Source organism: Palleronia aestuarii (genome assembly GCF_003253995.1).
In the GTDB taxonomy this organism is placed as follows: Bacteria; Pseudomonadota; Alphaproteobacteria; order Rhodobacterales; family Rhodobacteraceae; genus Palleronia; species Palleronia aestuarii.
Genome location: NZ_QKZL01000002.1, coordinates 360,758 through 382,524, shown reverse-complemented (window position 1 = coordinate 382,524; position 21,767 = coordinate 360,758). Strand labels below are relative to the sequence as shown.

The following is a 21,767-nucleotide window of genomic DNA, read 5'->3' as shown; positions in this document are numbered from 1 at the left end:
CCCCCATGAGTTTTGACGAGATCATCGATCGCCGCGGCACCCATTGCGTGAAATGGGACATGATGGAGCCGATCTACAAGGTTCCGGCCGAGGATGGCCTCGCCATGTGGGTCGCCGACATGGATTTCCCCGCGCCCGATTGCGTGCAGCGCGCCGTCCGTGACATGGCCGATCACGGCATCTACGGCTATTTCGGGGATGACGGCGCCTACAAGTCGGCGATCGTCTCCTGGATGGAGACGCGCCACGGCTGGACCGTCAACCCCGCCCATATCTTCACCACCCACGGCCTCGTCAACGGCACCGCGATGTGCGTCGACGCCTTCACCGAGCCGGGCGACGGGATCGTGCTCTTCACGCCGGTCTACCACGCCTTCGCCCGCGTCATAAAAGCCGCGGACAGGCAGGTGGTCGAGTGCGAGATGCCCGTCGTCGACGGCCGCTACGCGCTCGATCTGGAGGCGTGGGACGCGCAGATGACCGGGTCGGAAAAGATGCTCGTGCTCTGTTCCCCGCACAATCCCGGCGGCCGCGTCTGGACGCGGGCGGAACTCGAGGCGGTCGCCGATTTCGCCCGGCGCCACGATCTCATCCTGGTCTCCGACGAGATCCACCACGACCTCGTCTTCCCGGGCGGCACGCATGTCCCGATGGCCAATATCGAGGGGATAGAAGACCGCCTGGTGATGATGACCGCCACCACCAAGACGTTCAACATCGCCGGGAGCCATATCGGCAATGTGGTCATTTCCGACCCCGAGTTGCACAAGCGCTTCGCGACGCGGATGGCGGCGCTCGGTCTTTCGCCCAATTCCTTCGGCCTCCACATGGCGACCGCTGCCTACTCGCCCGAGGGCGCAGACTGGGTGGACGACCTCATGACCTATCTCGAGGGGAACCGGGCGGTCTTCGACGCGGGCGTGAACGCGATCCCGGGGCTGCGCTCGATGCCGCTCGAGGCCACGTATCTGAGCTGGGTCGATTTCTCCGGCACCGGCATGGAGCGACCGGAATTCACCCACCGTGTCGAGCAGGAGGCGAAGATCGCCGTCAATCACGGCCCCACGTTCGGCAAGGGCGGCGAGACCTTCCTGCGGTTCAACATCGCAACCCAGCGCGCACGCGTGGAAGAGGCGGTCGAGCGCATGCAGCGGGCCTTCGCAGACCTGCAATGACGGTCCGGATCGCCCCCGCACCGCCCGATTTCGATGATTGGACGGGACTCCACAAGCTCCTTACGGGGGCCTTCTCCTACATGGAGGGCCGCATCGATCCGCCCTCCTCGCTGAACCGCCTGACGCCCACCTCGCTCGCGCAGAAGGCCCGATCCGAGATCCTTCTTCTCGGGCGCGATGGCGGACGGCCCGTGGTCTGCGCCTTCTGTGCGCCACGACCACCCATCCTCTATCTCAGCAAGATCGCGGTCGCGCCGGATTGCCGCGGCCGCGGCATGCTGCGCCTCGTTCTCGACCGGGCCGACAGGATCGCCCGCGACCACGGCCTCGACATGATTGAGCTCCAGACGCGGATCGAGCTTACGGAGAACCACGACCGCTTCCGCGCCATGGGCTTCGAGCGGTTCGAGGAGACGACACATCCGGGCTACACCCGGCCCACGAGCGTCACGTTCCGCCGCCCCGTCGTCGCTTGACACACGGGCCGCGAAGCCCGATATGGCCCTAGAGACGTCGATCCCTGCCGCGTGAGCAGATGGGCCTGAGGGCCCCGAGAGATCGGCGCGAAAGTTTCCCAGATCACGCGGGGAGGCCAGCGCCTTGACGGCCGACGGGCAATGTGGCCCCCGGTCAGGCATTGTGCGCCCCGACACCGTTCCGGCGCGCCCGATGCGTGCCGGCCGATCCGATTCAAGGACATTTCATGGATTTCGACATGCTGGGCCTCGCGCCCAAGATCGTGGCCCGCCTCAAGGAACAGGGCATCACCGATCCCACACCCATCCAGACGCAGGCGATCCCGCACGCGATGAACGGCCGCGACGTCATGGGCCTCGCCCAGACCGGCACCGGCAAGACCGCGGCCTTCGGCCTGCCCCTCATCCACGCGCTCGTCACCGAGGGAACGAAGCCCGCGCCGAAAACCGCGCGCGGCCTGATCCTCGCCCCCACGCGTGAACTCGCCAACCAGATCGCGGAGAACCTGCGCTCCTATGTCGGCGGCTCGCACCTGTCGGTCGCGATCGTCGTGGGCGGCGTCTCGATCAACCGCCAGATCGGCCGCCTCGAGCGCGGCGTCGATTTGCTGGTGGCCACGCCGGGCCGCCTCATCGACCTCATCGAGCGGCGCGCCGTCAGGCTCGACGAAACCCGCTTCCTCGTCCTCGACGAGGCCGACCAGATGCTCGACATGGGCTTCATCCACGCGCTGCGCCGGATCGCGCCCCTTCTCGCGCCCGAGCGGCAGACGATGCTCTTCTCGGCCACCATGCCGAAGCTCATGGCCGAGATCGCGGCAAGCTATCTCACCGATCCGGTCCGCGTGGAGGTCTCGCGCCCTGGCAAGGCCGCCGACAACGTCGCGCAGGAGGTCCATTTCGTCGCCAAGGAGGGCAAGCAGGAGCTCCTGATCGAGCATCTCTCCTCCCACAAGGCGGATCGCGCCCTCGTCTTCGCACGGACGAAGCACGGGGCGGAGCGGCTGATGAAGCAGCTCGACCGGGCGGGCTTCGACACCGCCTCGATCCATGGCAACAAGAGCCAGGGCCAGCGCGACCGCGCCATCGAGGGCTTCAAGTCAGGCGCCATCAAAACGCTCGTCGCGACCGATGTCGCCGCGCGCGGAATCGACATCCCGGAGGTCGAATTCGTCTACAATTACGACCTGCCGAACGTTGCGGAGAACTACGTGCACCGCATCGGCCGTACTGCGCGCGCCGGACGCTCCGGCCGCGCGCTCGCCTTCTGCGCTCCCGACGAGATGGCCTATCTGCGCGACATCGAGAAGGTGCTGAAATCGAAGCTCGAGGTCGGCTCCGGCGCGCCCTGGGCGGAGGCTGCGCCGTCGAGCGCGAAGCCCGGCAAGGGCAAGCCCGGGGCCCGGCGCCGGCCGCAGCGCCGGCGGTCCGGGGGCCGCGTCAAGAAGGCCGCCTGAACGCGCGCCACTTTAAGCCTAGAGTACCGGCCGCGAACGCGCGGTCGGATTCGGAGGCGGCAGGTCGTCGTCCACGACGAAGTCACGCGGCGGAAGGCTGCGGGCAAGGCTAAATTCCTTGAAAGTGAAGCGTTGCTCGCCCGCCGTCGCCTCCGTCGCGACGGCAAGGCCGCGGCCGATGAACTCCGCGCCCGAAAATACCTCGACCCGGCCGCGGAGCGCGACCGCATCCCCTGCATCGACCGAAAAGCCGTCGGGCCACATCCTGAGCACGGGGAAGTCCCGGCCGCCGGAGCGCAGCGTGACCGACGGGTCCGCACGTCCGGGTCCGACCGCAATGCAGGCCATCCGCACGTCGTCGGTAAGATCGGCCGCCATCGCATCCTCCCGCAGTTCGTCCCCATGGAGGCGCATTCGCCCCCGTCCGTCAAGCTGGCGGCGGTCGCAATTCGGTGAGCCGGTCGAACCGATCAGCGTGCGGCGCGCGGCCTGAGGACATGCGGGATCGCCGGGTCGTAGAGAGCCGATTCCCGGAAGTCGAGATCCGCCTGCAACGCGGGCCCCACGAGGATCAGCGCGGTGCGCGTGATCTTCGCCGCCCGCACCTTCTCGCGGATATCGGAAAGCGTGCCGCGCAGGATCATCTGATCCGGCCAGGAGGCGCGATAGGCCACGATCACGGGACAATCGGCACCGTAATGCGGGATCAGCACCCGTTCGATCTCGCGCAACGCCCGAATCCCGAGATGGATGGCGAGCGTTGCGCCGGTTCGCGCGAAGTTCTCGAGCGTCTCTCCCGGCGGCATGCCGGTCGATTTCATCGCCACCCGCGTCAGCACGATCGACTGCGCCACTTCCGGCACGGTCAGCTCTTGGCCCAGCGCGGCGGCGGCGGCGGCATAGGCCGGCACGCCCGGCACGATCTCGTAGTCGATCCCCTCCGCGCGAAGCCGTCGGATCTGCTCCGCGATCGCGCCGTAGAGCGAGGGGTCGCCGGAATGGACCCGCGCCACGTCATCGCCCCGATCCCGCGCCGCGACGATCTCGGCATGGGTCTCGTCGAGCGTCATGGACGCCGTGTCCATCACCCGTGCCCCGTCCGGCGCCTCGGCCACCACCGCCGCGGGCACGAGCGATCCGGCATAGAGGCAGACCGGGCAGGCGCGGATGAGCCGCTGCGCCTTCAGAGTAAGGAGTTCCGGATCCCCCGGACCCGCCCCGATGAACCAAACCTTCATCCGTCCCTCCCTTCCCGACGGCGAAGCCGGGCGAAAACGATGTCGTGCGGGCAGAGCCCGCTCCGCCCGATCACGCCAGCCCGACCTTGCGCGCGTAACCGCGCGGTGTGTACATCCGCGGCCCCTCGCCCCGCGCGACCATGCGCGATTGCGACGATCCCACGATCACCACGGTCAGCATGTCGACCTCGTCCACCTCCAGATCGGCGAGCCTGCGGAAGACCACATTCTCCTCCGGCCGCCCGAGCGATGCGGCGAGGAGGACCGGCGTCTCCGGCCCCCGCTGCGCGAGCAGGATGTCCCGCGCCTCGGCCAGAAGCGTGCGCCTCCGCTTCGAGACGGGGTTGTAGAAGGCAATGACGAAATCGCCGGCCGCAGCCGCGTGGAGGCGCGAGACGATGTCCTCTCGCGGGGTCAGCAGATCGGAGAGAGAGATCGCGCAGAAATCGTGGCCCAGCGGTGCGCCCGCCCGCGCGGCGGCCGCCTGCAGCGCGGAGATGCCGGGTGCGGAGATGACCTCGACCCGCCGCGCCGCCTCCGACACGCCCTTCTCGTCCCGGCCCAGAAGCTCGTAGACCAGCGCTCCCATCGCGTAGATCCCCGCATCGCCGGAGCAGACGAGCGCGACGTTCTGCCCCTCCCCCGCGAGCTCTAGTGCGTGGCGGCAGCGATCCTCCTCGCCGCCGAGCGGGAAGTCGTGCCGCGCCTTGCCGTGCGCGAGCGGTCCGAGAAGGTCGATATAGAGCCCGTAGCCCACCAACACCTCCGCCTCGGCCACGAGGCGGGAGCATTCGGGCGTCCGCCAGCTCGCCTGCCCCGGCCCGATCCCGACGATGGAGAGCCGCCCGCGGGCGCGTCCCGCAAGCGTCTCGATCGGCGCGGGGGCGAGGGCGAGGGCCGCCGTCGCGTGCGCCGTCTTGCGCTTCTCCACGAGGAGCCACCCGTCCGGCCCCGCACCGGCGAGCGCCGCGTTCTCCGCGACGCCGTGACAGCCGATCTCGGCCATCACCACGTCCGACCGCGTCGCGCAGCGCGGCGTCTCCATCTCGAGCTCTGCGGGGGTGAAAAGCCGGAACGGAAGGTCGAGCCGTCGCGCGAGGGCCAGCATCGCGCCCTCGTCGGCCTTCAGATCGACGCTGTGGACCGCCGCAACGCTGCCCGCCGCGATCCCCCCCGCAGTCAGCACCTCGTCCACCAGCGCCGCGAGTTCGTCCGCCGGGCAGTCGCGGGAGCAGCCGACGCCGAGCGATGCCACGAGCGGCCGGAAGACCAGATCGCCCGTGGCCTCCGGAGCCGGTGAGCAGGCGATCGTCACGCCCTCGCCGCGCGGCAACGTCTCGAGCCAGGGCGCGTCGCCCTCCACCCGCGCGCCCGCCCCGGAGAGGAGCCGGGCCATCACGTCCTTCGCGACCTCGGGGGTCTCCAGCACCCAGCCCGCCGGCGGCTCGTCGAGCGCGACGCCCAGCGCCACGTCGCCCGCCGTTGTAACCGCCGCCCGGCCGCCCAGCGCCTCGGCGATCCGCGCGGAGAGCCGGTTGGCGCCGCGATGCCCGCCAAGGAGCGGCACGACGACGGAGCCGTCGTCGCTCACGGAGATCACCGGCGGCTCCGCGCGTTTGTCCGACAGGAGCGGCGCCACCGCACGGATCAGGATCCCGCTCGCGCAGACGCCCACGACCGGCACCCCCGCGGCGAAGAGATCGCGCGCATGGTCGAGGGCGTTGTCGAACATCGCGTCGGCGCGCTCCACCCGTCCCGTACGCCCGTGCACGGCGCAGCCCAGGGCCGCCGCGACACGGTGCGCCACCGCCTCGCCGGAGCGCGACAGCGCCAGGACCACCGGGTCTAGAGCCATGGATCGCCTCCCTTCGCGATGAGGATCATGGAGAAATAGGGCGCCACCTCCGGCGCCTCGGAGAGCGGGTGGATCCGCTCCTCGGGGAGCGTCGCGCGCTCCACGTAGATCGCCCGCTCCGTCAGGTGCAACCGTTCGATCACGCCCCGGACCTTGGCCATGTGCCGGCCAAGCTTCATCACCACCACGGCCTCGGCCTCCGCGATCCGCGTCGCGAGTTCCGCCTCGTCGAGCGGGCCCGGCAGGATCGTCACCCGCTCGTTGCGGGCCGCGAGCGGGCGGGCCACGCGCGCCGAGGCGGCGGAGACGGAGGTGACGCCGGGGATCACGCGGATCTCGAACCGCGCCTTCAGACGCGCATGGAGATACATGAAGGAGCCATAGAAGAACGGATCGCCCTCGCAGAGGCAGACGACGTCCTCCCCTTCGTCGAGCGCCGCCGCGATCCGCGCCGCGCCGTCGTCGTAGGCCGCCTGCGCCGGCGCGCGCTCGCGGCTCATCGGCACGTCGATGGCGATCTCGCGCGCACCGTCCGCAATCAGGTCGGCGGCGATCGCGCGTGCGAAGCTCGAGCCGCCCGCGAGCGTGGGATAGGCCACCACGCGCGCCCCCGCGATCGCGCGCGCCGCACCGCGGGTGATGAGATCGGGATCGCCGGGCCCGACGCCCACGCCCCAGAGAACGCCCGTCCTCATCGCTTCACGAGGCTCCATTGCGTGACGGGCCGCATCGGCCGCCAGCCGTGATAGCCGCCCACGGGTTCCGCCCGCTCGATGGAGATCCGGGCGAGATCTCCGCCCCTGCGCGCGTGAAGCGTGGTCAGCACCGCCTCGCTCTCCAGCGTCACCGCATTGGCCACGAGACGGCCCAAGGGACGAAGCGCGGACCAGGCGGCGTCGAAGACCGCCTCCGACAAGCCACCGCCGAGAAACACTGCATCGGGCGGCGGCAGACCGTCGAGCGCCCCGGGCGCCTGCCCCTCCACGAGGTCGAGCCCGGGCGCGCCCAGTGCGAGCGCGTTCTCGGCCGCGAGCGCGCGGCGGTCGGCGCGCGGCTCGATCCCGATCGCGCGCGCCGAGGGAGCCGCGCGCATCCATTCGACCGCGACCGATCCGCAGCCGCAGCCCACATCCCAGAGAAGCGCGTCGCGCATCGGCATGAGCTTGGCAAGCGTGACCGCTCGCACCTCCCGCTTCGTCATGTTCCCGTCGTGACGGAAGAGCCCGTCCTCAAGCCCCGGTACGCGGGGAAGGAGCGCCGCATCCGCCGCGGCCACGCATTCCACGGCGAGCGTGTTGAAGGCCGGCACCTCGTGATCCCAGCTTTCCGCCACGCCGTCGAAGCGCGCCTCCGCCGGCCCGTCCATGTTGGCGAGCACCGACATCTCGGAGCCGCCGAAGCCCCGCTCGGTGAGGAACGCCGCGATGCGGGCGGGCGTCTCCGCCCCCGTGGTCAGGATCAGGAGCCGCGCGCCGGGCACGATGAAGGGGATCATTTGCTCCACCGGACGGCCGTGCACGGTCAGCGTCTCCACGTCCGGAAGACTCCAGCCCATCCGGGCGGCGGCAAGCTGGAAGGCGGAGAGCTGCGGGTGGAAGACGATCTGCGACGGCGGGATCGCCCGGCCGATCCGCGCGCCGACGGAGTACCAGAGCGGGTCGCCGGTGGCGAGGACGACGACCCGCCGCCCCCGCTGCGCGCGCAGAAGCGCGATCAGCGCGTCGAACGGGGAGGGCCAGGCGATCCGCTCCGCGTGCACCGCGTCCGAGAGACGGTGGTGGCGGTCGCCGCCAACGATCACCTCCGCGGCCTCGACCACCGCGCGCGTGGCGGGACGAAGCCCCGCCATCCCGTCCTCCCCGATCCCGACGACATGAAGCCAGGGCGCGTCGCTCATGCGTCGGTCCCGAGCCCGGCGGCCAACGCGTTGACCGCGGCCGCGGCCATCGCCGACCCGCCGCGCCGCCCCTTCAGCGCCACGAAGGCCGCGCCGCGCGGATCGCGGGCAAGCTCCGCCTTCGACTCCGCCGCGCCGACAAAGCCCACCGGGAAGCCCAGGATGATCGCCGGCGGAGGCGCGCCCGCGTCGAGAAGCTCGAGGAGATGGAAGAGCGCCGTCGGCGCGTTGCCCACGGCGACCACCGCGCCGCCCAGCCGCTCGCCCCAGAACTCCACCGCCGCGGCGGAGCGGGTATTGCCGATCTCCCGCGCCCGGGCGGGTACGTCGGGATCGTTGAGCGTGACGACGACCTCGTTCTCCGCAGGCAGACGGCGGCGGATGATCCCCGCGGCCACCATCTCGCAATCGCAGAAGATCGGCGCCCCCGCCGACAGCGCCGCGCGCCCGGCCTCGGCCGCGCGCGGCGAGAACGCGAGACGGTCGGCGATCTCCACCATGCCGCAGGCATGGATCAGCCGCGTGGCGAGGACCGCCATGTCGGGCGAGAACCGCTCGAGCCGCGCCTCCGCCTGCACGGTGGCGAAGCTCTGTGCGTAGATCGCGGCCGGGTCCTTCTCGTAGGGGCGCATGGCGGTCCTCAGGCCGCGCCGCGGGAATGCGGGCCCGCGGCGGGGAGGACGGTCGGCCCGCTCCCTCTCATTTCCGCGCCTTCCGCGCCGAGAGCGGCCCGTGCGGATGGTCCGCATGCGGATAGGGTGCGTGGTGGTGGTGATCGTGATCGTGATCGTGCGCGTGGTCATGGCCGTGGGCATGACCGTGGGCATGACCGGGAGCGTCGTGATGGTGATGATGCCCGTGCCCGGTCATCTCCAGCCGGCATTCACCCGTGCAGAACGTGTCGCAGAGGGCGCAATCTGCCACGTTGGAGCCCGGCGCGCTCGCCCCCTGCCCTTCCACGTGATGATGGTGGCTCTCCTGCACCGCGCCCATCTCCGCCTCGAAGCCCAGGACCTGCGTGCGGTACTTGCACATCGCGCAATTGGGCGGCGGCACTTCCCCCACCTGCTCCGTCGCGCGCTCCGCAAAGGTCTCGAGGACGGCAGGGTGATCGCCGAGATAGCCCGCCTTTACGAAGGAGATCCCCGGATTGGCCGCGGCCACCCGGTCGGTGAAACCGTAAATCCGGTCGATCAGCACGCCCGTAAAGAGGAAATAGGGAAACACGACCACGCGGCGGTAGCCGAGCTTCGCCACATGTTCGAGGCAGGGCTCGACGAGCGGGAAGGTCACGCCGGAAAAACCGACCTCGTGCCAGCCGAAGCCGATCCCCTCGTGCAGCATCCGCGCGACCTTGGCGACGTTGCCGTTGGCATCCGGGTCGCTGGCGCCGCGTCCGATCACGACGAGGCAGGTCTCGTGGAGGGCCACCTCCCCCTCCTCCGCATCGGCCCGCGCGATGGCCTCTCGCACCCGCGCGCCGGCGGCCGCGATCATCTTCGGATCGACGCCGAGCTCGCGGCCATAGCTCACCTCGATCCCGTGCTTGGCGGCATAGGTCATCAGCACCGTCGGGATGTCGTTCTTCGCGTGCATCGCGGCGAAGAGCATTCCCGGCACAGCGAGGATCCGTTCGCAGCCCGCGTCGCGCAGCCTATCGAGCCCGTCGCGGATCACCGGGTTGGCGAATTCGAGATACCCGTAATCGACTTCCCAGTCGGCGGGCAGGAGCGGCGGCAGTTTCTTTGCAAGGACGGCGAACTCGTCCACCGCCGCCTGGCTGCGCGACCCGTGCCCGCAGATCATCACGCCCGTCTTCATGCCGGACGTCCTTCCGCGTCTTCTTCCGCAGCGGCCTCGGGGACCGCCTGATCCTCGGGGCGGGATGCCCGGCCCTTCGCGGCCTTCCAGATGGCGATCCCCGCGGCGACCCCGAGCGCGGCCCCCGCGATCCAGTGATCGTGGCCCGAAAGCGCGCCCAGATGGCCGGTATGCGCCAGGGCCGGGACCGGCAGCAGCACGAAAGCGACGGGAAGCAAGAAACGGGGCATGGCGGAACCTTCCGGTATCGGGGCCATCTGGCGTGCCGGGACCGTGCCCTGACGATACCGCGTCTGGCCCCCCGATACGGGTCGGACCGCCGCGATCACCTTTCCGGCCCCCGTGGGACGTCGTCGCGGTTCGTATACAGAACCGCGACGGCGCCTGCAAAGGCATAAGCGACGCTCATGTGCGCGAATGCGGACCCTGCTGCGCGGCCCGTCCGTTGGGCAGGTGCCGCAGAGGACTTAAATCGACGTCATAAGCAATGGAGCGACATCATGGGCAAGCTGGTCGACGGCGTCTGGCGCGACGAATGGTACGATACGGAAAGCACAGGGGGCGAATTCAAACGCGACACCTCCGATTTCCGCAACTGGATCACCGCCGACGGAAGCCCCGGCCCGTCGGGCGAAGGCGGGTTCGAGGCCGCGCCGAACCGCTACCACCTCTACGTCTCGCTGGCCTGTCCCTGGGCCAACCGCGCGCTCTTCTTTCGCAAGCTCAAGGCGCTCGAACCCCTCATCGACGTCTCGGTCGTCCACCCCCACATGCTGTCGCAAGGCTGGGAATTCCGCACCGATTGGGAGGGGGCGACGGGCGACAAGGTCTACGGCCTTCCTTTCGCGCGCGACATCTATCTCCGCGCGGAGCCCAAGGCGTCGGGCCGCGTCACCGTCCCGATCCTCTGGGATCTCGAGCGCGAGACGATCGTCTCGAACGAGAGCGCGGAGATCATCCGCATGTTCAACTCCGCCTTCGACGGGATCACGGGCAACACCGACGATTACTGGCCCGAGGATCTGCGCGACGCGATCGAGCCCGTCAACGCGCGCATCTACGACACCGTCAACAACGGCGTCTACAAGGCAGGCTTCGCGACCTCGCAGGGCGCCTACGACAAGGCCGTCCATCCGCTCTTCGAAAGCCTCGACTGGATCGAGGGCATCCTCGCCGAGAACCGCTACCTCATGGGCGACCGGATCACCGAAGCCGACTGGCGCCTCTTCTCCACGCTGGTGCGGTTCGACCTCGTCTACCACCTGCATTTCAAGTGCAACCGGCGGCGGATCATCGATTACCCGAACCTCTGGGCCTATACCCGCGAACTCTACCAGTGGCAGACGCCCGATGGCGGTCGCATCGCCGACACGGTGAACTTCGACCACATCGTGCAGCACTACCACTACAGCCATCCGACGGTGAACCCGAACCGGATCATCCCGATCAATCCGATCCTCGACTGGGAGGCGCCGCACGGACGCGGCTAGGCCGGGCCTGGGTTTAGTCGGGCGCGCACACGCGCCAGGCCGGCAACCGGATCACCGCGCTCATGCCGGGATGCGACTGGATCAGGTCGAACTCCCCGCCGTGGAGTTCGACGATCCTGCGCGTCAGCGGCAGGCCGAGGCCGATCCCGTCGGCATCGCGCCGCCGCACCGACTTGCCGGTGCCGAACGCCTCCCAGATACGGGATTCGCGGTCGGGCGAGATGCCCTCGCCATCGTCCGAAAGGGTCACGACCAGCGTGCCGTCCGCGCCGCGATGGGCCCCCACGCGGGCCATCTGCCCGCCATGCGCGACGAAGTTCATCATCAGGCAGGACAGCGCGAGCTCGATCTTCGCCCGGTCGGCCGTGATGCTGAGCCCGACCGGCAGGCCCGACGCGTCGCAGGTTTTGCCATCCGCCCGCATCAGGCCCGCTTGCGTCTGCGCCACCGCCCCGATCAGCGCGCCCACGTCGAACGTCTCCTCGTCGAGCACGATGTCGCCCGATTTCATCTGCGTGAAGCTCAGGATGCTCTCGACGATGCCGTTGAGGAGTTCCGCCGAATCGGTGATCGCCCGGACCAGGGCCGCGTTCTCCCCGTCGGGCAGGTCGAGGAGCTGCGCCATGCCGTAGATCCCGTTCAGGGGCGTGCGCAGCTCGTGGCTGACGAGCGACAGGAACTCGTCCTGCGCATCGTCCACGATCCGCCGCAGCTCGGCCGCGCGGACGGGATCGGGCTCGGCCGGAACCTCGTAGAAGCGCGCGGTCATCGCCGCGAGGCTCTCGAGCATCTCCACCTGATGCGGCTCCGGCGCGTCGTGGGGCACGAAATCGACGGCGCAGAGGGTGCCGACGCAATATCCCGACGACAGGATGACCGGCGCGGAGGCGGAGAAGCGCAGGCGGAACCCCCCGGTGACGATCGGATGGCCGGCGCTGCGCGGATCGAGGAGCGTGTCGTGCAGCACGATGGTCTTCTTGGCCGCGACGGTGAAGGCGCAAAGCGACATCTGGCGCGGCGTCTCGGGAACGTCCACCCCGTCGCAATGCAGCAGGCACTGCGTGTCGCCCTTGATCAGCGACAGGAACGCCACTGGCGCGCCGAAGATCCGCTTCGCGGCCTCGGTCACGTAGCCGAAGAACGGATCGCCCTGCCGTCTGGTGAGGTCCATCGCCTCGATGACAAGGCCGCGCGACGTGTCGTTGACGGGGATGGGATAGGAGCGCATCTCGCTCGACATCGACGTCTTCCTCTGCATGTCGGTCCAGGAAAGCTTTCCACGGATCGGTTGAGATCGCGTGAATCGCCGAGGGCCGGCCTCCGCACCCCCTTGCGCCGACCGCCCGGATCCGGTTCAAGTCCCGCGCCCGGAGGAGAGCTCATGACCACCTGGATCACCATCTGTGACACCTGCAAGCGCGACGACTGGTCGGGCGGCGACACCGACGGCGAACGCCTCGCCGCGCTGATCGAGGCGGAGGCGGAAGGCAGCGACCTGCGCACGCGGCGGTTCTCCTGCCTGATGGGCTGTTCGCGGGCCTGCAACGTGGCGCTGCAATCGCAGGGCAAGCTTGCCTACACGCTGGGCGAGTTCACCCCCGACCGGGAGGCGGCGCGCGCCATCGTCGACTACGCCCGCCTTCACGCCGAAAGCCGCACGGGGCAGGTGCCCTATCGCGCCTGGCCCGAACCGATCAAGGGCCATTTCGTCACCCGCCACACGCCGCTGCCCGAGGAATGAGCGCCGCGCGGGACGGCGGGCGGGGCGATGGCGCAGCCGAGCGTCGTCCGGCGTCCCCGTGATCCTCCTCGCGGCCCTTCTTCTCGACGCGGCCTTCGGCGAGCCGCGCGCGATCTGGTCGCGCGCCCCGCATCCCGCGATCCTCATGGGCCGCCTCGTCGCCGCCGCCGACCGCCGCTTTAACCGCGCGCCCGCGCGCCGCAACGGCGTGCTCATCACGGCGGCTCTCGTCGCGGGCGCGGCGTTCCTCGGCCTCTGGATCGAGGCGCTGCCGGGCGGCGGCCTCGTCTCCGTCCTCCTCGGCGCGATCCTCCTTGCGCAACGCAGCCTCGCCGATCACGTGGCGGACGTCGCCACCGCGCTGCGCCGCTCGCTTCCCGAGGGGCGCGAGGCCGTCGCCCGCATCGTCGGGCGCGACACCGCGGCGATGGACGCCACCGCCATCGCCCGCGGCGCCATCGAATCGGCCGCGGAGAACCTCTCGGACGCCGTCGTGGCCCCGGCCTTCTGGTTCCTCGTGGCAGGGCTGCCGGGGCTGCTCGTCTACAAGCTCGTCAACACGGCCGATTCGATGGTGGGCTACCGCACGCCGCGCCACGAGCAGTTCGGCTGGGCCGCCGCGCGGCTCGACGACGTGCTGAACTGGGTGCCCGCCCGGCTCACCGCGGCGCTTCTCGCCCTTTCGCACGCGCGGCCCGATGCCTGGCGCGTGATCCTGCGCGACGGGCCGCTCCACCGCTCGCCCAACGCGGGCTGGCCCGAGGCGGCGATGGCCTTCGTCCTCGGCATCGCGCTCTCCGGTCCCCGCGCCTATGACGGCGAGATGCGCGATTTTCCCTACGTCCATCCCGAGGGCCGGCGGGAGATCGGCGCGGACGAGATCGAGGCCTCGGTCCGGGCGCTCTGGCGCGCATGGACGGCGCTCGTCGTCATCGTGATCGTGCTGCTCCTTGCCTGAGCCGGGCTCTCTGCTATCCCCCGGAACGAAAACCGGAGGCCCGTTATGCGATCCCTGTCCATCCTCGCCGCCATAGCCCTCGCCGCCCCCGCCGCGGCACAGGTCCCCTGCGGCGGCGACTTTGCTGCCTTCCGCGACACGATGGAGGCCGAGGCCGTCTCCCGCGGCGCCGATCCGGCCCTCGCGCGGTCGTTCTTCGCGGGGACGCGGCAAAACCAGGACGTCCTCGCCGCCGACAGACGGCAGGGGGTCTTCACCCTGCCCTTCACCGATTTCGCCCGCCGCCTCATCTCCCAGAACCGCGTCGATCGCGGACAGGCCATGTCGCGCGAATACGACGCCACCTTCGAGCGGATCCAGGCGGAATTCGGCGTGCCCCGCGGCGTTCTCCTGGCGTTCTGGGCCTTCGAGACCGATTACGGCGCGGTGCAGGGCGATTTCAACACCGTGGACGCCCTGATGACGCTCGCGCATGATTGCCGCCGCCCCGACCTCTTCCGCCCGCAGGTCTTCGCCGCGCTCGAACTCGCGGCGATGGGCGATCTCGACCCGCGCGCCACGACCGGCGCTTGGGCGGGCGAGATCGGACAGGTCCAGATGCTGCCCCGCGACATCCTCGAGAACGGCATCGACGGCGACGGCGACGGCCATGTCCGTCTCAAGACCTCCGCACCCGACGCGCTGATGTCGGGCGGCTCGATGCTCTCCGCGCTCGGCTGGCGGCCGAACGAGCCGTGGCTGCAGGAGGTCGTCGTACCCGCCAACATGGACTGGTCCCGCGCGCATCTCGAGAATCGCCATTCGCCCGCCGAATGGGCGGCGATGGGCGTCGCGCCCCGCTCCGGTGCCTGGGCCGCCGAACTCCCCTCGAGCCTCGTCCTGCCGCAGGGCAAGGACGGCCCGGCCTTCGTCGGCTACCCGAATTTCGACGTCTTCTTCGAGTGGAACCAGAGCTTCACCTACGTTCTGACCGCCGCCTACTTCGCCACCCGCCTCGAAGGCGCGCCCGTCTTCGCCCCCGGCAATCCGTCCCCGGCGCTGTCCGACGCAGAGATGCGGTCGCTCCAGACCCGCCTCAACGCGATGGGCCACGACGTGGGCGAGATCGACGGCATCCTCGGGGCCGGAACCCGGAGCGCCGTGCGCGCCGAACAGGCGCGGCTCGGCCTTCCCGCCGATGGCTGGCCCACGCGCGACCTGCTCGCGCGGCTCTGATCGTCCGACCGGGGGGCGACCGCGATGTCGCACCCCCGGAACAACCCCTCCCGCCCGCTCCTTGGCTGCCCACGCACAACGACACCAAGGGAGCGGGCCATCATGCGCGCATTGACCTCCACCATCCTCGCACTGGCCCTCGCGGCCGCGACACCCCTCGCGGCGCAGGACGCCACGACCACCTCCACCTCTGTGACTGAGGGACCGACCCCGCCACTGCCATCGACCGAAGAGGCCCGCGGCCCGGCGATCGAGGCTCTGCAGGCCACGCTCTACGACCTTACCGCGCTCCAGCACGACGCCCACCAGGAGCATTGGAACGTGGTCGGGTCCGACTACTACCAGCTGCACGAGTTCTACGAGGAGCTCTACAGCGCCATCTTCCCCGTGATCGACGAGGTGGCCGAACGTCTCCGCGCCCTGGGCGCCCCCGCCGACGGACGGCCCTCCGCGGTCGCCGAGAACGCCTCCGCGACGGAGCCCGACCCCGCGGAACGCGACGCGGACACGACGCTCGACGCGCTCGCCGGGAACTGGAGCCAGGTCTCGGACGCGCTCTACGACCGCATCGACGCGACGGAGGACGACCTCGTCACGCAGGACCTCCTGATCTCCGTGACCGATCTGATCGACCACCAGATGTGGCAGATCCGCGCCCACCTGCAGACCCCGGACGCCCCCGCGCAGCAGTGACGAAAGCCTGCGGGACGGCGGGCGGGGCGATGCGGCGTAGCCGCGAGCGCCGTTCCGTCCGTCCCGCCGCTTGACCCCGACGCACCGCGATCCATCTGCCGACGATGCCCCCGCGCGTTCTCTTCTGCATCCCGCTCATCGCCCGCGCGATGGTGCGCGACTGGTCCGTCGTCACCCGCTGCCTCGAGCTCACGCTCGGCACGCTCCTGCGCCAGACCGACCCGAACTGGCGCGCGGTCGTCTGCGGGCAGGATGTCCCGCCGCTCCCCCCCGATCCGCGCGTTACCGGCCTCCCCCTCGACCGCCCGCTCGACGGCGACGACAAATGGGCCAAGATCACCGCCATCCTGCGCGCGGAGCCCGAGGACGACACGCTACTCTTCGCCCTCGACGCGGACGACCTGGTCGTGCCCGATCTCGTCGCCCACATGCGCAGCGAGGCCGCCGATGGCTGGCTGCTCACCGACGGCTGGTCCATCGACGCGCGGACGGGCCGGATCGGGCGCCACGGCGCGCCCTCCGCGGACCACCCCAAGCGCGCGCCCTTCTACCGCGTCTGCGGCACCGCGGGCGCGGTCCGGCGCGTGGCGGGAGATCTCAAGGCCACGCGGCAGATGATGGTGCGCCATTTCGAACTGCCGGAAACCGCGCCCCTGCACGGACAGCACCTCCGCCCGATCCCCTTCCCCGCCGCGGCCTATCTCGTGGCCCACGGGGAAAACCAGGAAAGCCGTTCGGGGCGGGAGAACGACAAGCTGCGCTACATCGCCGCCAATCCCGTGACGGCGGCGGAGACGGCGGAGGTCCGGCGGCTCCTCCACCTGCCCGACGGCCCGGTCCTGCCCGCCCGCTCCCGCACGCTCTGAGCCCCGCAAGGTCCCGGGTCGAGCCCGGGACGGCGTCACGCGGGGGCCCCTCGGGTCACGCCACCATCGCTTCCGCGCGCGACAGATCGACGGAGACGAGCTGGCTCACCCCCTGCTCGCCCATCGTCACCCCGAAGAGCCGGTCCATCCGCGCCATCGTCACGGCATGGTGGGTGATGACGAGAAACCGCGTCCGCGTCCGCCGCGTCATCTCGTCGAGCATGTCGCAGAACCGCGTGACGTTCGCGTCGTCGAGCGGCGCGTCTACCTCGTCGAGCACGCAGATCGGCGCGGGATTGGCGAGAAACACCGCGAAGATCAGCGCCATCGCGGTCAGCGTCTGCTCGCCGCCCGACAGAAGCGACAGCGTCGAGAGCCGCTTGCCCGGCGGCTGGCAGAGAATCTCCAGCCCAGCATCGAGCGGATCGTCCGATTCAACGAGTTCGAGCCGCGCTTCCCCGCCGCCGAAAAGCGCGGCGAAGAGGGTTCCGAAATTCGCGTTCACCTCCTCGAACGCGGCGAGGAGCCGTTCGCGCCCCTCGCGGTTCAGCCCCGCGATCCCGGAGCGCAGCGTGGCGATCGCGGCCTCCAGATCGGCCTTCTCGCGAACGAGCTCTTCGTGCTCGGCCTCCACCTCCTGCGCATCGGCCTCCGCGCGCAGGTTCACCGCGCCCATCCCGTCGCGCTGGCGGCGCAGGCGCCCGACATCCGCCTCGATCTCGTCCGTGCCCGGGATGGTCTCGAAATCGGCCTCGAGCGTCTCGAGAAGGCCGTCGGGCGTCGTGCCCTGCGCCTCCTCGATCCGCGCCGCGGCCTCCGCCACGCCCGCCCGCGCGGCCTCGGCCTGCGCCTCCGCGCCCGCCCGTGCCTCCCGCGCGGCACCCGCCTCGCGTTCGGCGGCACGCTCGGCCTGCGCGGCGGCGGCGAGCCGGTCCTCGCCCGAGGCGAGCGCCTCGCGGGAGGCCGCGTCGCGCGCGCGCGCCTCCGCGATCCCCGCGTCGAGCCGCGCCCGGTCCGCCGCGAGCGTCTCGGGCACCGCGCGGGCCCGGGCAAGCTCGTCCTCGCCGCGCGTCCGCCGCGCCTCGAGATCGGCGAGCCGCCCGCCGGCGGAGGCGAGGCGCCCGCGCCACGTGGAGAGCTCCTTGGCGATCGCCGCCTGCCGTTTCTCCCGCGCGGCCCCCTCCCGCGCGCGCTCGTCATGCGCCGCGCGCCGCGCGAGCGTCGCGAGCCGCGCCGCCTCGACCTCCTCGCGCCGCGTCGCCACGCGGGCGCGCAGCGCGTCCAGATCGTCGAGCGCGTCCCGCGCCGCCCGCGCGGCCTCCGACCGCTCCGCCGCCGCGTTCGCCTCCTCGTCGTGGCGCTGCAGGGCCGCCTCCGCCTGCACCCGGCGGCCATCGGCGAGGCTGCGCGCGGCATCCGCGCGCGACAGCGCCCGGCTCGCCTCCGCGAGGCGCGTATCGGCCTCGCGCCGGGCCCGCCGCGCCGCGCCGTCGGCCTCCCCCGCCTCGCGCAGCAGGCGCGCCGCCTCGTCGTGGGCGCTCCGCGCCTCCGCCGCCCGCGCCTCGAGTGCGGCGAGCGCTTCGCGCAGCGTCGAAAGCCGGTTCAGCTGCTCGAGCCGGAGCGCCGCGGCCGACGGCGCATCGGCGGCCGCGGCGCCGTACCCGTCCCAGCGCCAGAGATCGCCCGCCCGGCTGACGAGCCGTTGCCCGGGGCGGAGCGCGGATTGCAGGCCCGGGCCCGCCTCGGCGGAGACGAGACCCACCTGCGCGATCCGCCGCCCGAGCACCTCAGGCGCCTCGACATGGAGGCCGAGCGGCGCCGCGCCGTCCGGCAGGGGCTCGGCCGCGTCGTAATCCGGCAGCCGCGTCCAGCCGGTCCCGCCCTCGACTTCCGGCGCGCGCAGATCGTCGCCGAGTGCTGCGCCCAGCGCCTTCTCGAAACCCGCCGCGACGCGGACCCGGTCGAGCACCTCCGTGCCCCCGCCCGCCCCGCGCGCGACGATCTTCTCGAGCGCGCCCGCTTCGGCGGCGAGCGCGCCCCGCTCACCCTCGGCTTCCGAAAGCCGCGCGCGCGTCTCCGCCTCCGCGCCCTGCGCCGCGTCGCGCGCGGCCTCCGCCCGGCCCATCTCGGCTTCCGCGCGCTCCGCCGCGGCGCTCGCCGCGGCCTCCTCGGCCTCCGCCGCGTCGACCTCGCCCTCGACGCCCGCGCGCGCCGCCTCCGCCGCGCGGAGCGCCTCACGGGCCTTCGCGACCGCCGCCGCGGCGCGCGACCGGGCACCTTCGGCCTCCGCCACCTCCCGGTCCGCGGATTGGTGCCGCGCGGCGAGCCGGGCCACTTCCTCGGTGATCTCGGCCAGCGCGCCCTCGCGGGCCGCGAGCACGCCACCGGCCTCCCGCGCGGCGGCGGCGGCGGCGGCGAGCGCCTCGTCGAACCCCGCCTCCGCTTGGGTCAGCTCGCGCCCCTCCGCCTCGAGCCGGGTGATCGTGCCGTCCGCGTCGGCGTTGAGCCCCGCCTCCCGCTCCGCGTCGCGCCCGATCTGGGCCAGCCGGGCCTCGAGCTGCGCGATCTTCTCCGCCGCCTGCCCCTCCCGCTCCGCAAGCCCGCCCTGCTCCACCTCGAGCCGTTGGAGCAGCGCGCCGGCGATCGCCGCCTCCTCGCGCAGGGGCGGCAGCGCGGCCTCCGCCTCTTCCCGCGCCCGCGTGGCCGCGACCGCCGTCCGTTCCGCCCGCGTGGCCTCCGTGCCCTTCAGCGCTCGCGCGGCCTCTGCGTCCGACCGCGCCCGGTCAGCCTCGCGCCAGCGGCGGTAGAGCAAAAGCCCCTCCGCCCGCCTGAGCGCCGCGCCGATCTCGCGGTAGCGCGCCGCTTGCCGCGCCTGCCGCGCGAGCTGTGCGAGCTGCGCCGCGAGGCTCTCGACCACGCTGTCGACGCGGGTGAGATTCGCCTCCGCCGCCTTCAGCTTCAGCTCCGCCTCGTGGCGCCGCTGGTAGAGGCCGGAGATCCCCGCCGCCTCTTCCAGGATGCGCCGCCTCTGCGTGGGCCGCGCGTTGATGAGCTCCGCGATCTGGCCTTGGCGGACGAGCGCGGGCGATTGCGCGCCGGTGGAGGCGTCGGCGAAGAGCATCTGGACATCGCGCGCCCGCACGTCGCGGCCCTGCGCCTTGTAGGCGCTGCCTGCGTCGCGGGTGATCCGCCGCACGATCTCGATCGCGTCGTGGGAGTTGAAGGCCGCCGGCGCCAGCCGCTCGGCATTGTCGATATGGAGCGCCACCTCCGCGAAGTTCCGTGCCGGCCGCCGGGTCGTGCCCGCGAAGATCACGTCCTCCATCCCGCCGCCGCGCATCGCGGTCGGCCGGCTCTCCCCCATCACCCAGCGGAGCGCCTCGAGCAGGTTCGACTTGCCGCAGCCATTCGGCCCCACGACGCCCGTCAGCCCGTCCTGGATCACGAGATCCGTCGGATCGACGAAGGACTTGAAGCCCGTGAGCCTCAGCCGGGTGAACTGCATGCGCCGCGCCTCCTTGAACCGCGGCGGCGAGTCTTCGCGAACAACCCGGGCGTGTCAACGAACCCGCCCCGCATCTGCCGCAGGCAGACGCGATATCCACAAGATATCGTCACGCCCGCAACCAGTCCGCCGCGAACGTGACGGACGTCGTGCCGAGGAACGGATGCAGACGGGAAAGCTCCGCCTCCAGCCCCGCGAGGCGCCCCTTCCCCATCTTCTCGCCCGGCTCGGGCCAGAAGGCGCGCACGGCGATCTCGGACCCGTCGCGCCGCGCGTCGATCCGGCCGATCACGCGGTCGCCCTGCATCACCGGAAAGACGTAGTAGCCATAGCGCCGCTTCGCCTCCGGCACGAAGATCTCGATGCGGTAACGAAACCCGAAGAGGCGCTCGGCCCGCGCCCGGTCGCGCAGGGCAGGGTCGAACGGGCTCAGGATCCGCACGCGCGACGAGGGCGCGGGCAGCGTCGCGGCCCGGTCGAGCAGCCCCTCCGTGGTGAAGCCGCGGCGCCGCGCACCGCCCGTGCATTCGACATCGACCTCCACGATCCGCCCGCGGGCGAGCGCTTCGGCGCACCATTCCCGCGCCTCATCGCGGGTCGCGATCTCGAAGAAGGCCGCGAGCTCGCCGCTCGTGGCGAACCCCACCCGCTCCAGCGCCTCCGACATCGCCCAGTCCACGATCTCGGCATCGTCGGGCCGCGCGGCGCGGACCTCGGGCGGGATGACCCGTTCGGGCAGATCGTAGAGCTTCTGAAACCCGCGGCGATGACAGATCGCGAGCCGTCCGGAGCGCCAGAGGAATTCAAGCGCCGTCTTCGACGGATGCCAGTTCCACCAGCCCGACGAGCCGCCGCCCCCGTCGCCGCCGAGCTCGCGCGCGCTGACCGGCCCGCGATCGGAGACGTGGCGCAGCACGGTGTCGAGCTCGCCCTGCCAGCCGCCGCGCTGCCAGGCAGGCCAGCGCCGGCGCATCCGGGCTTCGTCGCGGGCGAATTTCAGCCGCCACATCGGATAGAAGGCCATCGGGATCGCGGCCGCGTCGTGGGTCCAGTGCTCGAAGGCCGTCCGCCGCCGCGCGACGAGCGCCTCGAGCGCGCGCGGGCGGTACCGTCCGCGCCGCGACCACAGGATGAGGTCGTGGGCGCGCGCGAGCGTGTTGACGCTGTCGATCTGCACGAAGCCCAGCCGCCCCAGGACGTCATCGAGGTCGGTCCCCCGGCCCGGCCCCGATCCGGGACGCAGGAGGAGGTGACGGTCGAGAAAGAGGCGTCGGGCCGTCCGGTTCTGAAGCAGGGGGCGTGTCATCGGCGCAGGATAACGCAGCGGCCGCCGCGCGACAGGCCCCGTCGCGGTCCGCGCGCACACCTTGTCGCCCCGCA

Annotated in this window: 20 protein-coding genes; 9 read left to right on the top strand and 11 right to left on the bottom strand. The window is 71.4% G+C overall.

The window, feature by feature from the left end; genetic code table 11:
- Window positions 1-5: 5 nt before the first annotated feature.
- The 3 genes from LX81_RS03940 (at window position 6) to LX81_RS03930 (ending at window position 3,108) form a co-directional block, all read left to right on the top strand.
- Window positions 6-1,175, top strand: coding sequence for a MalY/PatB family protein (locus LX81_RS03940; RefSeq protein WP_111535974.1), 1,170 nt, complete (start codon window positions 6-8; stop codon window positions 1,173-1,175).
- The gene (locus LX81_RS03935) at window positions 1,172-1,651 is read left to right on the top strand and encodes a GNAT family N-acetyltransferase (RefSeq protein WP_111535973.1); all 480 of its coding nucleotides are present in this window, start codon (window positions 1,172-1,174) and stop codon (window positions 1,649-1,651) included. Before LX81_RS03940 ends, LX81_RS03935 begins: the two co-directional genes overlap by 4 nt.
- Window positions 1,652-1,878: 227 nt before the next feature.
- Window positions 1,879-3,108: a DEAD/DEAH box helicase gene (locus LX81_RS03930; RefSeq protein ID WP_111535972.1), complete on the top strand. Its 1,230-nt coding sequence runs from the start codon at window positions 1,879-1,881 to the stop codon at window positions 3,106-3,108.
- 18 nt (window positions 3,109-3,126) lie between these two features.
- On the opposite strand, the gene LX81_RS03925 is transcribed toward LX81_RS03930, so the two are convergent.
- The 8 genes from LX81_RS03925 to LX81_RS03890 all read right to left on the bottom strand — a co-directional run bounded on the left by LX81_RS03925 (window position 3,127) and on the right by LX81_RS03890 (window position 10,149).
- Entirely contained in the window at window positions 3,127-3,522 is a 396-nt protein-coding gene (locus tag LX81_RS03925) for a hypothetical protein (protein WP_111535971.1), read from the bottom strand.
- A gap of 56 nt (window positions 3,523-3,578) precedes the next feature.
- On the bottom strand, window positions 3,579-4,346 hold the full coding sequence (cobM, locus tag LX81_RS03920; RefSeq protein ID WP_111535970.1) for a precorrin-4 C(11)-methyltransferase: 768 nt from the start codon (window positions 4,344-4,346) through the stop codon (window positions 3,579-3,581).
- 70 nt (window positions 4,347-4,416) lie between these two features.
- Window positions 4,417-6,201: a precorrin-3B C(17)-methyltransferase gene (gene cobJ, locus LX81_RS03915; protein WP_111535969.1), complete on the bottom strand. Its 1,785-nt coding sequence runs from the start codon at window positions 6,199-6,201 to the stop codon at window positions 4,417-4,419.
- Complete coding sequence (cobI, locus tag LX81_RS03910; protein ID WP_234822476.1) at window positions 6,192-6,896, bottom strand: precorrin-2 C(20)-methyltransferase; 705 nt, start codon at window positions 6,894-6,896, stop codon at window positions 6,192-6,194. The genes cobJ and cobI overlap by 10 nt, the downstream gene beginning before the upstream one ends.
- Window positions 6,893-8,098 (bottom strand): precorrin-6y C5,15-methyltransferase (decarboxylating) subunit CbiE, encoded by a 1,206-nt coding sequence (gene cbiE / locus LX81_RS03905; RefSeq protein ID WP_111535967.1) that lies wholly within the window; start codon window positions 8,096-8,098, stop codon window positions 6,893-6,895. The genes cobI and cbiE overlap by 4 nt, the downstream gene beginning before the upstream one ends.
- The gene (locus LX81_RS03900; protein ID WP_111535966.1) at window positions 8,095-8,730 is read right to left on the bottom strand and encodes a precorrin-8X methylmutase; all 636 of its coding nucleotides are present in this window, start codon (window positions 8,728-8,730) and stop codon (window positions 8,095-8,097) included. The genes cbiE and LX81_RS03900 overlap by 4 nt, the downstream gene beginning before the upstream one ends.
- A gap of 67 nt (window positions 8,731-8,797) precedes the next feature.
- A complete protein-coding gene (locus LX81_RS03895) occupies window positions 8,798-9,919 on the bottom strand; it encodes a sirohydrochlorin chelatase (protein ID WP_111535965.1) in 1,122 nt (373 codons plus the stop codon).
- Entirely contained in the window at window positions 9,916-10,149 is a 234-nt protein-coding gene (locus LX81_RS03890; protein WP_111535964.1) for a DUF6732 family protein, read from the bottom strand. Before LX81_RS03890 ends, LX81_RS03895 begins: the two co-directional genes overlap by 4 nt.
- A gap of 270 nt (window positions 10,150-10,419) precedes the next feature.
- Between LX81_RS03890 and LX81_RS03885 the strand changes: the two genes are divergently transcribed.
- A complete protein-coding gene (locus LX81_RS03885; RefSeq protein WP_111535963.1) occupies window positions 10,420-11,409 on the top strand; it encodes a glutathione S-transferase family protein in 990 nt (329 codons plus the stop codon).
- Between the two features lie 13 nt (window positions 11,410-11,422).
- Here LX81_RS03885 and LX81_RS03880 read toward each other — a convergent pair whose 3' ends face one another.
- Entirely contained in the window at window positions 11,423-12,649 is a 1,227-nt protein-coding gene (locus LX81_RS03880) for a GAF domain-containing sensor histidine kinase (protein ID WP_170133840.1), read from the bottom strand.
- A 141-nt stretch (window positions 12,650-12,790) separates the two neighbouring features.
- On the opposite strand from LX81_RS03880, the gene LX81_RS03875 reads away from it, so the two are divergent.
- From LX81_RS03875 to LX81_RS03855, 5 genes are all read left to right on the top strand, one after another.
- Window positions 12,791-13,150, top strand: coding sequence for a DUF1636 family protein (locus LX81_RS03875; RefSeq protein WP_111535961.1), 360 nt, complete (start codon window positions 12,791-12,793; stop codon window positions 13,148-13,150).
- A gap of 58 nt (window positions 13,151-13,208) precedes the next feature.
- Window positions 13,209-14,108, top strand: coding sequence for an adenosylcobinamide-phosphate synthase CbiB (gene cbiB, locus LX81_RS03870; RefSeq protein WP_111535960.1), 900 nt, complete (start codon window positions 13,209-13,211; stop codon window positions 14,106-14,108).
- A gap of 45 nt (window positions 14,109-14,153) precedes the next feature.
- On the top strand, window positions 14,154-15,323 hold the full coding sequence (locus tag LX81_RS03865) for a lytic murein transglycosylase (protein ID WP_111535959.1): 1,170 nt from the start codon (window positions 14,154-14,156) through the stop codon (window positions 15,321-15,323).
- A 102-nt stretch (window positions 15,324-15,425) separates the two neighbouring features.
- Window positions 15,426-16,016, top strand: a complete 591-nt coding sequence (locus tag LX81_RS03860; RefSeq protein ID WP_170133839.1) for a Dps family protein — start codon at window positions 15,426-15,428, stop codon at window positions 16,014-16,016.
- Window positions 16,017-16,120: 104 nt separating this feature from the next.
- Complete coding sequence (locus LX81_RS03855) at window positions 16,121-16,882, top strand: hypothetical protein (RefSeq protein WP_111535957.1); 762 nt, start codon at window positions 16,121-16,123, stop codon at window positions 16,880-16,882.
- Window positions 16,883-16,937: 55 nt separating this feature from the next.
- On the opposite strand, the gene LX81_RS03850 is transcribed toward LX81_RS03855, so the two are convergent.
- Both LX81_RS03850 and LX81_RS03845 read right to left on the bottom strand, forming a co-directional pair.
- Window positions 16,938-20,387, bottom strand: coding sequence for a chromosome segregation SMC family protein (locus LX81_RS03850; RefSeq protein WP_111535956.1), 3,450 nt, complete (start codon window positions 20,385-20,387; stop codon window positions 16,938-16,940).
- 109 nt (window positions 20,388-20,496) lie between these two features.
- Window positions 20,497-21,693 (bottom strand): winged helix-turn-helix domain-containing protein, encoded by a 1,197-nt coding sequence (locus LX81_RS03845; protein WP_111535955.1) that lies wholly within the window; start codon window positions 21,691-21,693, stop codon window positions 20,497-20,499.
- Window positions 21,694-21,767: the final 74 nt, after the last annotated feature.

Bases quoted from the DNA above. Each gene is read 5' to 3' on its own strand.
- LX81_RS03935 (WP_111535973.1), top strand. From the start codon at position 1,172: ATGACGGTCCGGATCGCCCCCGCACCGCCCGATTTCGATGATTGGACG.
- cobI (WP_234822476.1), bottom strand. From the start codon at position 6,896: ATGAGGACGGGCGTTCTCTGGGGCGTGGGCGTCGGGCCCGGCGATCCC.
- LX81_RS03940 (WP_111535974.1), top strand. From the start codon at position 6: ATGAGTTTTGACGAGATCATCGATCGCCGCGGCACCCATTGCGTGAAA.
- LX81_RS03890 (WP_111535964.1), bottom strand. From the start codon at position 10,149: ATGCCCCGTTTCTTGCTTCCCGTCGCTTTCGTGCTGCTGCCGGTCCCG.
- cobM (WP_111535970.1), bottom strand. From the start codon at position 4,346: ATGAAGGTTTGGTTCATCGGGGCGGGTCCGGGGGATCCGGAACTCCTT.
- LX81_RS03865 (WP_111535959.1), top strand. From the start codon at position 14,154: ATGCGATCCCTGTCCATCCTCGCCGCCATAGCCCTCGCCGCCCCCGCC.
- LX81_RS03850 (WP_111535956.1), bottom strand. From the start codon at position 20,387: ATGCAGTTCACCCGGCTGAGGCTCACGGGCTTCAAGTCCTTCGTCGAT.
- LX81_RS03875 (WP_111535961.1), top strand. From the start codon at position 12,791: ATGACCACCTGGATCACCATCTGTGACACCTGCAAGCGCGACGACTGG.
- LX81_RS03895 (WP_111535965.1), bottom strand. From the start codon at position 9,919: ATGAAGACGGGCGTGATGATCTGCGGGCACGGGTCGCGCAGCCAGGCG.
- LX81_RS03855 (WP_111535957.1), top strand. From the start codon at position 16,121: ATGCCCCCGCGCGTTCTCTTCTGCATCCCGCTCATCGCCCGCGCGATG.
- LX81_RS03925 (WP_111535971.1), bottom strand. From the start codon at position 3,522: ATGCGCCTCCATGGGGACGAACTGCGGGAGGATGCGATGGCGGCCGAT.
- LX81_RS03845 (WP_111535955.1), bottom strand. From the start codon at position 21,693: ATGACACGCCCCCTGCTTCAGAACCGGACGGCCCGACGCCTCTTTCTC.
- cbiE (WP_111535967.1), bottom strand. From the start codon at position 8,098: ATGAGCGACGCGCCCTGGCTTCATGTCGTCGGGATCGGGGAGGACGGG.
- LX81_RS03885 (WP_111535963.1), top strand. From the start codon at position 10,420: ATGGGCAAGCTGGTCGACGGCGTCTGGCGCGACGAATGGTACGATACG.
- cobJ (WP_111535969.1), bottom strand. From the start codon at position 6,201: ATGGCTCTAGACCCGGTGGTCCTGGCGCTGTCGCGCTCCGGCGAGGCG.
- LX81_RS03860 (WP_170133839.1), top strand. From the start codon at position 15,426: ATGCGCGCATTGACCTCCACCATCCTCGCACTGGCCCTCGCGGCCGCG.
- LX81_RS03880 (WP_170133840.1), bottom strand. From the start codon at position 12,649: ATGTCGAGCGAGATGCGCTCCTATCCCATCCCCGTCAACGACACGTCG.
- LX81_RS03900 (WP_111535966.1), bottom strand. From the start codon at position 8,730: ATGCGCCCCTACGAGAAGGACCCGGCCGCGATCTACGCACAGAGCTTC.
- LX81_RS03930 (WP_111535972.1), top strand. From the start codon at position 1,879: ATGGATTTCGACATGCTGGGCCTCGCGCCCAAGATCGTGGCCCGCCTC.